The 12,266-nt window shown below is 55.7% G+C and carries 12 protein-coding genes; 2 read left to right on the forward strand and 10 right to left on the reverse strand.

Annotation, left to right across the window (positions count from 1 at the left end):
* Positions 1–2 precede the first annotated feature (2 nt).
* The gene (gene speB / locus FIU92_RS06540; RefSeq protein ID WP_152457801.1) at positions 3–977 is read right to left on the reverse strand and encodes an agmatinase; all 975 of its coding nucleotides are present in this window, start codon (positions 975–977) and stop codon (positions 3–5) included.
* Between the two features lie 397 nt (positions 978–1,374).
* Here speB and FIU92_RS06545 point away from each other — a divergent pair, with 397 nt between their 5' ends.
* Both FIU92_RS06545 and FIU92_RS06550 read left to right on the forward strand, forming a co-directional pair.
* Positions 1,375–1,743 carry a group 1 truncated hemoglobin gene (locus tag FIU92_RS06545; protein ID WP_152457802.1) on the forward strand — a complete coding sequence of 123 codons (369 nt, stop codon included), beginning with the start codon at positions 1,375–1,377 and terminating at the stop codon, positions 1,741–1,743.
* A complete protein-coding gene (locus FIU92_RS06550; protein WP_152457803.1) occupies positions 1,740–2,798 on the forward strand; it encodes an adenylate/guanylate cyclase domain-containing protein in 1,059 nt (352 codons plus the stop codon). Before FIU92_RS06545 ends, FIU92_RS06550 begins: the two co-directional genes overlap by 4 nt.
* A 5-nt stretch (positions 2,799–2,803) precedes the next feature.
* On the opposite strand, the gene FIU92_RS06555 is transcribed toward FIU92_RS06550, so the two are convergent.
* From FIU92_RS06555 to guaA, 9 genes are all read right to left on the reverse strand, one after another.
* Complete coding sequence (locus FIU92_RS06555; RefSeq protein ID WP_152457804.1) at positions 2,804–3,418, reverse strand: TetR/AcrR family transcriptional regulator; 615 nt, start codon at positions 3,416–3,418, stop codon at positions 2,804–2,806.
* A 113-nt stretch (positions 3,419–3,531) separates the two neighbouring features.
* Positions 3,532–4,401, reverse strand: coding sequence for a polyphosphate kinase 2 (ppk2, locus tag FIU92_RS06560; protein ID WP_152457805.1), 870 nt, complete (start codon positions 4,399–4,401; stop codon positions 3,532–3,534).
* Positions 4,402–4,450: 49 nt separating this feature from the next.
* Positions 4,451–5,404: an alpha/beta fold hydrolase gene (locus FIU92_RS06565; protein ID WP_152457806.1), complete on the reverse strand. Its 954-nt coding sequence runs from the start codon at positions 5,402–5,404 to the stop codon at positions 4,451–4,453.
* Positions 5,394–6,311: a homoserine O-succinyltransferase gene (metA, locus tag FIU92_RS06570; protein ID WP_152457807.1), complete on the reverse strand. Its 918-nt coding sequence runs from the start codon at positions 6,309–6,311 to the stop codon at positions 5,394–5,396. The genes FIU92_RS06565 and metA overlap by 11 nt, the downstream gene beginning before the upstream one ends.
* Positions 6,312–6,347: 36 nt before the next feature.
* Positions 6,348–7,220 (reverse strand): ATPase, encoded by an 873-nt coding sequence (locus FIU92_RS06575; protein WP_152457808.1) that lies wholly within the window; start codon positions 7,218–7,220, stop codon positions 6,348–6,350.
* Between the two features lie 48 nt (positions 7,221–7,268).
* Positions 7,269–8,165: a DMT family transporter gene (locus FIU92_RS06580; protein WP_152457809.1), complete on the reverse strand. Its 897-nt coding sequence runs from the start codon at positions 8,163–8,165 to the stop codon at positions 7,269–7,271.
* Positions 8,166–8,266: 101 nt separating this feature from the next.
* Entirely contained in the window at positions 8,267–9,427 is a 1,161-nt protein-coding gene (locus tag FIU92_RS06585) for an OmpP1/FadL family transporter (RefSeq protein WP_152457810.1), read from the reverse strand.
* 126 nt (positions 9,428–9,553) lie between these two features.
* Positions 9,554–10,417 (reverse strand): DMT family transporter, encoded by an 864-nt coding sequence (locus FIU92_RS06590; protein ID WP_152459849.1) that lies wholly within the window; start codon positions 10,415–10,417, stop codon positions 9,554–9,556.
* A 246-nt stretch (positions 10,418–10,663) separates the two neighbouring features.
* Positions 10,664–12,223, reverse strand: a complete 1,560-nt coding sequence (guaA, locus tag FIU92_RS06595; RefSeq protein ID WP_152457811.1) for a glutamine-hydrolyzing GMP synthase — start codon at positions 12,221–12,223, stop codon at positions 10,664–10,666.
* Between the last annotated feature and the right edge of the window lie 43 nt (positions 12,224–12,266).

Genomic DNA, 12,266 nt, shown 5'->3' on the forward strand with positions numbered 1-12,266 from the left:
TTTCACGTGCGTCGGGCACGTTCGTGAAAAATGAAACCCAGAAAATTTAACAGCAGCTGCGCCGCCAGAATCTGAGTGCTTTCAGTGGGGTCATAGGCGGGGGCCACCTCGACCAGATCGATGCCCACCACGTCACCCCTTTTCGCCAGCCCCTGAAGGATTTCCAGAATGTCGTAATACAAAAAACCTCCATGGCTCGGAGTTCCGGTTCCGGGCGCGATCGAGGGGCAGAACGCATCGATATCGATCGTTACATAGTACCGTTTGCCTTCGGGAATGCGGTCAAGAACGGCCTCTGTTCCCAATCTGCGAACCTGCCGCACGGACAGGATGTCCGATCCGCGCGCACGCGCGTCGTCATACCCTTCCTTGGCGGTGGACGATACGTTTCGAATGCCCAACTGGGTCATCCCTGAAACATAGTCTTTCTCGATCGCGCGGCGCATGGGATTTCCGTGCCCGTTGGTGACGCCGTGACGTTCATCTACAAAGTCCAAATGCGCATCGATTTGAACAACATGGATCGGGCCGTTTTCGGCGCAGTCGCTTTCAAATGCGGAAATGCAGGGGATGTTGACCGAGTGATCACCGCCAATCACCAGCGGAAGTGCCCCGGCCTCGAGAATTTTTTGCACGCCAAAGGCTATGTTCTTGTGGCTCGTCTCGGTCTTGGTGTGGACAATATCCGCATCGCCCAGGTCGACGATCCGAACCGAGCCGTCCAGATAGGTCGCGTCATCCTCATGATCATAGGCGCCGGCATGGCCAAAACTGAAAAGTGTCGATGCCTCTCGCACGGCCCGAGGACCAAAACGCGCGCCGGGGCGCCACTGAGTTCCAAAGTCGAACGGCGCGCCGAGCACGCAAACGTCGGCGTCAATTTTGTCCCAGTTCTCGATATATGGAGATTTTGCAAAGGTCGATATTCCGACAAAAGGAAGATTCAGTCGCCCGGACGCATATCCATGTTCCTGCACTTTTGGTCCTTTCGATTGTTGTGCCGTTTTCCTGCATGTGAACATGAGGACACGCCGTATTGAAACGAAATTCTCTTTGAACGGCGGGTTTTGGGGGGATCAGACGAAGTTTTCTTTCAGAAGGGCGGGCTTGCGTTCAAAGCTGACCCGGCCCAGCCCATCAGAACGCTTCAAGATCAGTCAAAAGATAATCCCGTTGATGGTTGCCTTGCCTTCGTGTCCCATTCCCAAAGAACGAATGAAAGATCCCATTCGGCCTCAGCGATGCTCTGGCAGGTTTTCCTGTGCGGCAAGACGGTTTTTGATCCTTCCGGGCCAGAAAATCATAAGCGTTAACAAAAATATCGATTTGATATAAAGTTGTGGGGTTATTGATTGGTAACGCGCGGGTATTCGTGTGGCACAGACACTTTATGAAAAATATGGCGGTTTCAAAACGATCAGCCGGGTCGTGATGACCTTCTATGAAATGGCGTTGGATTCGGATGAGATCGGCCATCATTTCGAAGACATTGATATGCCGCGCCTGATCGACCATCAAACCAAGTTCGTCTCGTCTTTGATTGGCGGACCCGCATCCTTCAGTGATGACAGGATCGAAGCAGTTCATCGGCATCTAAACATTTCGCACAACGAGTTCGACGTCATGGCCGAGCTGTTTGGCGACGCGCTGAGTCAGCATGGCATGTCCGATGGAGACATCAAAACTGCGCTGACCGCAATCGAAGGCAAACGTTCGATCATCGTCACCCGGAACGCGGCATGAGCATTCTGGCGATAAACGAGCAATTGCTGCGTGCGATCGGAGTCGGCGTCGCCGTGGTGCGCGCATCCGACCTGCAATTCGTGTTTCACAACGGACCTTTCACGGAATGGTTCGGCACTCCTGAACAGGGGAGTACCCTAAGCGACGTTCTGTCGGATCTCGACCCCAAAGAACTGGAGGACGTAAAGCAGTCCGGCCTTCGGTACTCGGTCGAATTGCAGATAAAGCCGAAACGCAGGACCTTGATCTTTGCTGTCACGGTCTCATTGGCCAATGGCTTGTCCGAGCAGGTGCTGATTGTGGAATGTCAGAACATCACCCGCATTCGAGAATTGGAAAGCATGATCGACAGCTATTCCACCATGGTCGAGCGCAACACCCGAGAGCTTGAGCGCGAAAAGGAAAGAGTGGAACGGCTGTTGCTGAACCTGATGCCCCGAGCCGTGTATGAAGAGTTCAAGACGTTCGGCGTTGTCACACCGCAGCTGTATCAGCAGGTTTCGGTAGTTATGCTGGATTTTGTCGGGTTCACGGATTTTGCGGCCAAGACCGACCCGACGGTCACCTTGAGTGAACTGAACGACATCTTCACGGCCTTTGACCGGATCGTGGAACAATTCGGGTGTGAGCGGATCAAAACGATCGGAGATGCTTATCTGGCCGTGTCAGGTATGCCAGATCCAACACCGGATCATGCGACCGCCGTGGCGCATTGTGCGGTAAGGTTCCTGCGCTATCTTGAACGCCGCAACGAAAGCCATCCGCATAAGTGGCAGGCCCGGATCGGATTGGGAATGGGGGCGGCGGTCGGATCGGTCGTGGGCATTCAGAAATATGTCTATGACGTGTTTGGCCCTGCCGTAAACATCGCATCCCGGTTGCAGGTCTTTGCCAACCCCATGAACATCGTGGCCCCTGAAGAGATGAAATATGCCCTGATTGACGAGTTTCAGGTCTCGGAGCTTGGGTGCGTTGATATCAAGGGGATGGGTGAGATGGATCTGATCAATGTGACATCGGGCTTGAGTATGCCTCAGGGCAGTCGTTCGTTCTGACCGTGTCACTCGTCCTGAGGGATCAGGCCCAAACCGCGCAGGTAGATGCCGATACCGCTTTCCAGCAAGTCTTCGGGAGGAAAAGGCGAAGTCGCGCCGGTATTTCGGGCATACAGTTCGACGACTCCGTGGCTCATCGCCCAGATGTGGGCGCTGAACATCGACGCGGGCGGGCGCTTGTCAGGCGGAATATGCTGGGACAGGTCCGCGGCCGCTTTTTCAAGAACAGCCTTCGCCCGGTTGGCTGCCAAGGACAGTTCGGGTGTCCGGTTCAGGGAAATCCCGCTTTCGAACATGGCGATGTAATGCCCGGGATTTTTGCGCGCAAAGGCCAGATATGCACGCCCCGTTGCTTCAAAAGCGGCAAGGGCTGAAGGCTGTCCCTCGTCATAGGCGTATTGCATCAGGTCTGCGAACATCTCAAACCCCTGCCGTGCGGCTTCGGCAATCAGGTCCTCGCGCCCTTGAAAATGACGATAGACGGCGGCAGGCGTGACACCGGCGGTTTTGGCCGCCTCGGACAGCGTGAAACCGGTCGGGCCCTTGTCTTCGATCAGGGACAAGGCAGCCTCGATCAGGGCTTGCTTCAGGTTTCCGTGGTGATAACCGCGTTTCGTCATCCCGGCCTCAGTTGCATTGATTGCGTGTTGGAAGACAAGGACATAGACCACCGACGCATTGTCGTCCAATACATGATCGTGAAGCCATCGACGGGGCAGGGCAGAGAGACAATTTATGCCTCCCACATATCCGGGCCACCGCAGATACGGGCATCAATCTCGCCGATACTCTTCTTGTCCTTCTCATCATAGTCCAAGGCATGCAGAACCGTTCGGATGGCCGCAAGCCGCGCGCGTTTTTTGTCGTCAGAACGCACAATCGTCCACGGGCAGGCATCAGAATGCGACCGGGTCAGGGTTTCCGAGATCGACTGCGTGTATTCATCCCATTTGTTCAGCCCTGCGACGTCGATCGCGCTGAGCTTCCAATGCTTCAATGGGTCGTTTTCGCGCGCCAGAAAACGGTTCAGTTGTTCCGCGCGCCCGACATTGAGCCAGAACTTGAACAAATGGATGCCGTCATTCACCAGGCCCGTTTCAAGCGGCAGGACCTGACGGAAGAACCTCTCACGCTGTTCCTGGGTGCAGAAGCCAAAGACATTCTCGACGACACCTCGATTGTACCAGCTGCGATCAAAGAACACGATCTCTCCAGCGGCGGGCAGATGCGGGATGTAGCGCTGAAAATACCATTGGCTGCGTTCGGCGTCTGATGGTTTGGCCAGCGCAACGTTGCGCGCGCCGCGCGGGTTCAGGTTTTCGCGAAACCGTTTGATGGTGCCACCTTTGCCGGCGGCATCGCGACCTTCGAATATGATGGCAACCCGCTGGTCGGTTTCCTTGACCCAGGATTGCATTTTGACCAATTCAATCTGAAGCAGGTCCATCTGCTCATCATAATCTTTGGTCTTCATTTTTTCGGAATACGGGTAGGTCGGGTTCAGAATATCGCCCTTTTTCGCGTTTTGAATCTCTTCCCGTACAGATTTGGGCGCGTCTTTCTGAAAATACTTCTCGATAGAGCCTTTTCCTGACCGGGCCATATGTCACCTCGCGATAAAATCCATATCTGACTATGGATTAGAGCGTGGGTTAACGCAAACCCGCGCGCTGCGCCGCGCGATCAATCGCGGCGGCAACCTCGGGCGCCGCGACCACCTGTGGCATGTGACCGACACCCGGTAGCTCGATCAATTCGGCCCCGGGGATCTGTTCGATCAGGCGTTCAGAATGCCATTCAAGACCAACGGTGTCGTCGGCCGTTCCGTGGATGATTTCCGTCGGAACGGAGATCTCGCTATATCTGGGTTGCAGTCGGGTAATTTCGTCCAGCAGGTTGGCGCGCTGCTTGGCGTTTGCATGCATCGAGCCACGCCGGATCGTCAGCCCGGGCCCGAAATGTTCCGCATAGCCTTCGGGCGCCGTTTGCGGTGCAAAAACTTTGTCCAACGCCTGTGTGACGTACCATTCGGGCACGAAAGAGCTGATCAAGGGCAAGGCCAGCACATTGCCCGCCGTGGTTGACGCAAGCCGGTTGAACCCATCCAAAGGCGTTTCCCATGGGATGGCGGCCGGGGCGATCAGAACCAGAGCCGAGATATTCTCGGGCCGGGTCACGGCCCAGGCCAGCGAGACCGATCCGCCATAGCTCTGCCCGGCCACGATGGGTTTTTCCGCACCAAGCTGAGCCGCCGCCCGTTGCAGGATATCCGCCTGTTCAATGATGGTTTCGCCATCCGGATTGAAGCTTTCGGAATAGCCCAGGCCCGGTCGGTCAAAAACGATCACGCGGTATGACCTAGCCAGAATGGGGGCCAGCGCGAAGGTCATGTCGCGCGTGTTCCCGCTGGAACCGTGGATCAGAACGACATCAGGGCCGTCCCCCATGACCACGGCATGCACGGCGATGCCGCCCACATCCAGAATCCGACCCTCGGGGGGGAAAGCCGCCTCGGCCAGCGCTTCGTTCCGGGCGCTGCGCCAGGTTGTCAGTATGACAAGGCCCAGAACGGCCAAGCCAAGGGATATCAGGACTTTAGTGGCCAATTTTCGTTATGTCGAATGGCGTGGTCTGATAGATTTCGTTGATCCAGTTGCCGTACAGCAGATGTGCATGACTGCGCCACCGGTTCTGCGGTGTTTTGGTTGGATCATCATCTGGGTAATAGTTTATCGGCACGTTGATAGGCGTGCCGTTGCTGACGTCCCGATCATATTCCTGTTTCAGCGTGTCACTGTCGTATTCGAAGTGATTAAAGATATACAGCGCGCGATGGCCGGGATCTTCGACCAGACAGGGGCCGACATCGTCGCTGCCCAACAGGGTCCTCAGCCCCGGTGCGCGATCGATTTCATCCTGTTTCATTTCCGTCCATCGGCTGACCGGAACGACGCAGTCATCCGAGAAACCGCGCAGAAACGGAGACGCCGGGTCCAGGTTGCGATGCCGGAAACACCCAAAGGCTTTTGCGTCCAGCATGTGCTTTTTGACACCGTGAAAATGGTTGATCATCGCCATCCCGCCCCAGCACACACCAAAGGTGGAATGTACGTTGGTTTGCGTCCAGTCGAAAATCTCGCTGATCTCGTCCCAATAGGTGACATCCCGAAATTCCAGATGTTCGATCGGGGCACCGGTGATGATCAGGCCGTCGAATTTCTGATCCTTGATCTCCTGAAACGGGCGATAGAACTCGGACATATGCTCGGCGGCGGTGTTCTTGGTCCGGTGTTCGGTCATGCGGATCAAAGACAGATCGATCTGCAACGGGGTTGCCCCGATCAGACGCGCGAACTGGTTTTCGGTCTGGATTTTCTTGGGCATCAGGTTCAGTAATCCGATGCGCAGCGGGCGGATGTCCTGACGCATTGCCTGATCTTCGTCCATGACCATGACGCCCTCTTTGGTCAGGACGTCAAAAGCAGGCAGTTCCGATGGGATTTTGATGGGCATGTGTTAGGCTTCTAAGAGATCAGTGAAAACTGATAGTTAGGCGTTATTGCGCGTGGTCTCAAGTGTGTGCTCGATCAACTCATCGAAATCAGCGGCATCGCGGATTTTTCCGATGTCGTTGGCGGCAATCGTCACGCCCCAGTTGTTCGCCATGGCCTCGTAACGCGGCTGGCGGTGCGCCAAGGCCTGTGCATAGGTCCAACGGACGAAATCATCGGGATCAACATCCGCTTCTGAACAGCCTTGCAGGTCCAGATAATCTGTCCAGGCCTTGGTCAGGAATTCCGCCTGATAGGACATCGGCTTTGGGGCTTTGTCAAAACGGCGTACTAGCTCTGCCGTGTGTTCCTCATCCCCCTTCAGCCAGATCATCAGGGTGTGTTGCGAAAGCTCGGACAGTACCCGATCGTTCGGATCTTCGGGGTCTACCCATTCGCAGATCGACCCACCGGTGTCGCAGATGAAATGGGGGTACTTGTACAAACGCTCGGCCCGGTCGATGAAATACTCAGTATCCAGCAGAGCGTGTATTTCGGCCAGCCGAAACTGTTCCTGCCTGCGACGGTATTCCGGCATTTCTAATCCGCCTAGGGCAGGGTTGCCCGGTTTGCCCAGATAGGCTGCGACCGGAGTCAGGTTCGCGAACGAGATATTAGAGCCGATGTAAATGGAATCCGACAGGAGCAGGTCACGCAAGAACGGGACTTTCATCGCCTCGGCCTTCGCATTGTCGGTGATGTACTCGCCCATGTACCGGGTGCCGATGCGATAGTCGATCGAGTAGTGAAACCAGTTCCCCGAGTCCCGAAGTATGTTCGAGACATATGTCTTGCCCAGACCGGACATGCCAAAGAACAGCACCTTCTTGCGGCTTGCCGTGCGCCAGTCTTTGGCTGAATTGTAGATCATCTTGTGCTGTCCCTTTTTTGCCTTTGCTAAATCGGGCAGCGCACGGCGTCAATCACGGCGGCCAGCTCGGTTCAATACCAGAAGACCCATGGCAAGGATGACAAAGCCGAAATAGGCATTCGGCGGCAGCGCTTCGTTCCGCAGAATTGCGCCAAGCACGATGGCGACAGGAGGGATAACAAGCGTCACCAGCATCAGGTTGCCGCTGCCCGCCATTGTCAGGACTCGATAGTACAAAAGATATGCCCCCGCTGTTGCCACAATGGCGTAATAGCCAATCGCAACCCAGGTAATCGCGGGTAGGGCAAGTGTTGGCACCCCGTCCGTCATGAGCGCCAGCGGCAGGATCAGCACAGTCGAACCGGTCAGCATTCCTGCTGCCGCGACTACGGGATGAAGGTCAGACAGATGATGCCGCGCCCAAGCCGCCGCAAAAGCATACGACAGCGTTCCGGCCAACACGGCAAGCTGCGCTGTGTTTTGCAGGCTGAAAGACGTGAAGGTCTTTAGTCCGATCGTGATCGAGACACCGAGAAAACCCAAAACGACTCCGATAACCCGGGCTTGTGTCAAACGCTCATCTTTGAAAAACAGCGCCGCAACCAGAACGCCAAAGATGGCTGTGGTCGCGTTCAGAATGGCCGTAAGACCAGAATCGATGTAAAGCTGACCCCATGCCATCAAGCTGAACGGGATGACATTGTTCAGCAATCCCATGATCAAAAATGCACCCCAGATGCGCAGAGAGCGGGGCAGTGAAAGCCCCTTGCCCCAAGCCACCAGCCACAGCACCAGCATCGCCCAGAACGTGCGGTGCAGAACCGATGTCATAACGGGAATGGAGTCCAGAGCGATCCGGATGGCCACAAAGGATGCGCCCCAGATCACGGCCAGGAGAAGAAGTTCGACCCAGGCGCGCCGAGAAAGGTGTTTTTGCGTGTTCATGGCCGCACAATTTCATTCATTCGACAGATATACGACCCGAAACCTGCGCATAAAAAAGACCCCGCTGAAACAGCGGAGCCTAAGATGAAAACACCTTGGATTTAGTTCAGAGCGTAAGTGATCTGAAACCCAACACTCCAGGCGCTGTTGCCGCTGAAGGTGGCTGTTTGGCCAAAGGCGCCATCTGCCGTTGCATCACCGATGTCAGTGTAGCGTACGCCACCGGAAATTTTGGCATTCTCCAACGAATATGTTCCGCCCAGACCAATGCTCCAGAACCCGTCGGTCGGGCCCAGGTTGGATACAGGAGTGCCCTGAGAAGACTCATAGCCTAGTGTTACAGCACCGCTGAACTCTTCCGAGAATTGATACCCCAAGCCCAACGAATAGGTGAAGGTCGCATCGTCGTAGTCAACAAGGTTGCTGGTCGGCGGATAGTTTGGCGGGTTGTACACCAGCTGTGGCCAGTCGACCCAACGAACAGAACCAAACAACAGCGTTTTAGGCGCGACGCCCGTCTGGAAGTCCAGGTTGATCGACTGGGGCGTCTCAATTTCGCTGTTTGTGTTGAAGGTGGCCACGGTCCCGGGTGGAATCGGAGGGAACGGTGGTGGGTTCAGAGATTCTGTTTGCGATAGATCGTGGCTGATCTTGGAGTTGTATGTCAGTGACACACGTGCTGCGATTTCCGGTTTCTCCCATGCAACCCCGATAACGTAGCCGAATGCAGTGTCGGCATCGGTGTCAACCTGGTACCCTGCTGCAAGCGGGACGGTGACAGAAGCCTTCACACGCTGTGCTCGAATACCGCCGATTGCGCTGAACCCGCCATCGAATTTGTAACGCAGCAATGCCGTAATGGCGTCCGTGTCTGCTGTAGCCCTCAAAACATCAGTACGACCACCCGGAATAGGGTTGATCGAAAGAGGGTAGGTGTTTGCGTATTCAATGTCCGCCCCAAAGGGCTGGTCATACATGATCGCGAAATCGAGCTTTTCGGTCAGAGACGTTTTATAACCCAGATGCGGTGTGAAAAAGTCGTTCGCAACCTCTCCGGAATCGACCGGCTGCCCGATGTTTGGTCCAGCCAGAGCAGGCATGGTGCCCGTTACGCTGGGGTTGGTGTATCCCAACCGAAACTGGACTGCTGACCCTTCTTCGAAGATCAGGTTGATGCCCTGACCGCTTCGATCAAGGCCGCCTGCGTATCCTGCCGTCGCTCCAACGCACAAAGCGCAGGTCGCGAGTAGTGTTTTTTTCATTCTGTCCTCCCTAACAATCTCAGGCGGGTTTCAATGGCGTTTGGCTGAGTGTTACGAACGCCTATCCCGTGTATGATGAGCGATACTCTCTTTTTGGTTACTTTAAGGTCAACTGGTGACGGTGCGTTACGTATTGCGACTACTGTTTTCAACTGTTGCTAAACTGTTACGGCTTTCAGACCAGATATTCAGGAATATTCCTGAAAAGATGATCGCCGCACCGATCAGAACCCAATGGTCAATGGGTTCGTGGTACAGGATCATTCCGACCACAGCGATGGTGGGAAGCCTCGCAAAATCAAATGGGATCACAACTGTCGCCGGGGCGATCGCCAGCGCGTTTGTAATGCAGAAATGTGCCAGCAGCCCCGCCAGACCGACCAGAACCAAAAACGGAGCGGTTTGCGCCGTGGGCAAGGCAATCTGCCCGTCAAAACCGGCCGCGATGGCCCCAAGCACCGCCTGCATGGAAGTAAGCCAGAAAACGATGCACCCGATGCTGGCAAAACGAGTGAGGTTTTTTGTTGTAATCGTTGTAAATGCGAAGAAAATCGCAGACGCGGCTGCGGTAGCAAGGCCAGGGCTTAAAGGCGCACTGCCTGGGCGCGTGACAATCAGAACGCCAGCAAAACCGATAAGTGCTGCCGTTATTTTGAGGGGCGTCAGACGTTCGTTCAGCAGCAGCGGCGACAGCAGGATCACCCAAAGCGGCTGTGTGAATTCCAGCGCGAATACCTGCGCCAAAGGCGCAACAGCGACCGCATAGAACCAAAGATTCTGCCCTGTGAAATGCAGGGTGTTTCGCAGGGCGTGCAACCCCAGGCGTTGCGTGGAAACCTGAACCCAACCGCCTGTGGCCGTGAGTACGAGGGCGACAACAAGAAACCCGACAAGGCTTCGATACATCATGATCTCGAAGGTGTCGTGCACGAGGCTCAATTCGCGACCGGCAACCGCCATCGAGGAGAAGGACGCGATGGCTCCGGTCATCCACAAGGCGGCTTTGAATGTGTTTTTTTGTGTCTGATTCACGTACCGCACCCCGGCCTGGCCGCGCGGTCACGGCCTCGGTATCGGGGCTTTCGCTACGCGATCAATAAGATTGAATTCGTTGAATCATTGAAACGCTTATGAAGCGTCAGGTTCAAGGCCGTGCCCGGCTTTTTCAGGCACGACTAGGGCAGATTTCCCGGGATCGGGTCGTTTTGGCGTCGACCGAGGTTGCGTTTTACCGGATCATTCCCACTCGATGGTTCCGGGGGGTTTCGAGGTGATGTCATATGTGCATCGGTTGATGCCTTTGACCTCGTTGATGATCCGGGTTGCCGTTTCGCCAAGGAACTCATGGCTGAACGGGTAATAATCCGCCGTCATCCCATCGACCGAGGTGACGGCCCGCAACGCACAGGCATAGTCATAGGTGCGCCCGTCACCCATCACGCCGACGGTGCGGACGGGAAGGATGGCGACGAAAGCCTGCCAGATGTCATCATAAAGCCCGTGTTTGCGGATCTGATCGATGTAGATCGCGTCGGCCTCGCGCAGAATCTCCAGCTTTTCGCGGGTGATCTCGCCAGGGCAGCGAATGGCCAGACCCGGACCGGGGAAGGGGTGGCGCCCGATGAAGCTCTGTGGCAGACCAAGCTCGCGACCCAAGGCACGGACTTCGTCTTTGAACAATTCGCGCAGCGGTTCGACCAGTTTCAAGCCCATCTTTTCCGGCAGGCCACCCACGTTATGGTGGGACTTGATCGTTACAGAAGGCCCGCCCGAGAACGACACCGATTCGATCACATCGGGATAGAGAGTGCCCTGAGCCAGGAATTCGGCGCCGTCGATGGTATCGGCGTGTTGCTGGAACACGTCGATGAACAGCTTTCCGATGATTTTGCGTTTGGTCTCGGGGTCGCTCTGACCTTCCAGTTCGCCAAGGAACAACTCGGATTCGTCGGCGTGGATCAGCTGAATGTTGTAGTTGTCCCGGAACATCCCGACGACTTCTTCGGCCTCATTCTTGCGCAGCAGCCCATGATCGACAAAGACGCAAGTCAACTGATCCCCGATTGCTTCGTGAATAAGGATCGCGGCAACCGAGCTGTCAACGCCACCGGACAATCCGCAAATGACCTTTTTGTCTCCGACTTGTTCGCGGATCTTGCGGATCATCTCTTCGCGATAGGCGCCCATGGTCCAGTCGCCCTTGAACCCGGCCAGCCTAACGAAGTTTTCATACAGTTTCGCACCCTTCGGCGTATGGTGTACCTCGGGGTGAAACTGCACGGCATAGAAGTGCCGCGATGGATCGGCCGTGATCGCATAAGGTGCGTTGGGCGAGGTTCCGAATACCTCGAACCCCGGTGCGATTTCACTGACATGGTCGCCGTGGCTCATCCAGACTTGTTCATCGCCGTCCGCGAACCAGCCTTCCAGAATATCCAGTTTGTCTTTGGGTGTAACAAATGCCCGACCAAACTCGGCTGTGCCATGGCCACTTTCGACCTTGCCGCCAAGCTGATGCATCATCACCTGCTGGCCATAGCAGATGCCCAGGATCGGAACGCCATAATCAAAAATCTCTTGCGGCGCGCGGGGCGAGCCCTCGCGCGTCACGCTGTCCGGACCGCCCGAGAAAATCACGGCGCGCGGCGCCATTTCCCGCACGAAATCCATCGTGACATTCTGGTAAGGGTGAATTTCACAATAGACGTTCAGCTCGCGCAGGCGGCGGGCGATAAGCTGCGTAACCTGGCTGCCGAAGTCGATGATCAGAAGGCGGTCGTGGGATGTCTGGGTCATAACCGGCTCATAAGTTGCAAGCCTTGCATGTGCAAGCGGTATG

The sequence above is a fragment of the Ruegeria sp. THAF33 genome (assembly GCF_009363615.1).
In the GTDB taxonomy this organism is placed as follows: domain Bacteria; phylum Pseudomonadota; class Alphaproteobacteria; order Rhodobacterales; family Rhodobacteraceae; genus Ruegeria.

Bases quoted from the DNA above. Each gene is read 5' to 3' on its own strand.
- FIU92_RS06550 (WP_152457803.1), top strand. From the start codon at position 1,740: ATGAGCATTCTGGCGATAAACGAGCAATTGCTGCGTGCGATCGGAGTC.
- FIU92_RS06555 (WP_152457804.1), bottom strand. From the start codon at position 3,418: ATGACGAAACGCGGTTATCACCACGGAAACCTGAAGCAAGCCCTGATC.
- ppk2 (WP_152457805.1), bottom strand. From the start codon at position 4,401: ATGGCCCGGTCAGGAAAAGGCTCTATCGAGAAGTATTTTCAGAAAGAC.
- metA (WP_152457807.1), bottom strand. From the start codon at position 6,311: ATGCCCATCAAAATCCCATCGGAACTGCCTGCTTTTGACGTCCTGACC.
- FIU92_RS06575 (WP_152457808.1), bottom strand. From the start codon at position 7,220: ATGATCTACAATTCAGCCAAAGACTGGCGCACGGCAAGCCGCAAGAAG.
- FIU92_RS06580 (WP_152457809.1), bottom strand. From the start codon at position 8,165: ATGAACACGCAAAAACACCTTTCTCGGCGCGCCTGGGTCGAACTTCTT.
- FIU92_RS06585 (WP_152457810.1), bottom strand. From the start codon at position 9,427: ATGAAAAAAACACTACTCGCGACCTGCGCTTTGTGCGTTGGAGCGACG.
- FIU92_RS06590 (WP_152459849.1), bottom strand. From the start codon at position 10,417: ATGACCGGAGCCATCGCGTCCTTCTCCTCGATGGCGGTTGCCGGTCGC.
- guaA (WP_152457811.1), bottom strand. From the start codon at position 12,223: ATGACCCAGACATCCCACGACCGCCTTCTGATCATCGACTTCGGCAGC.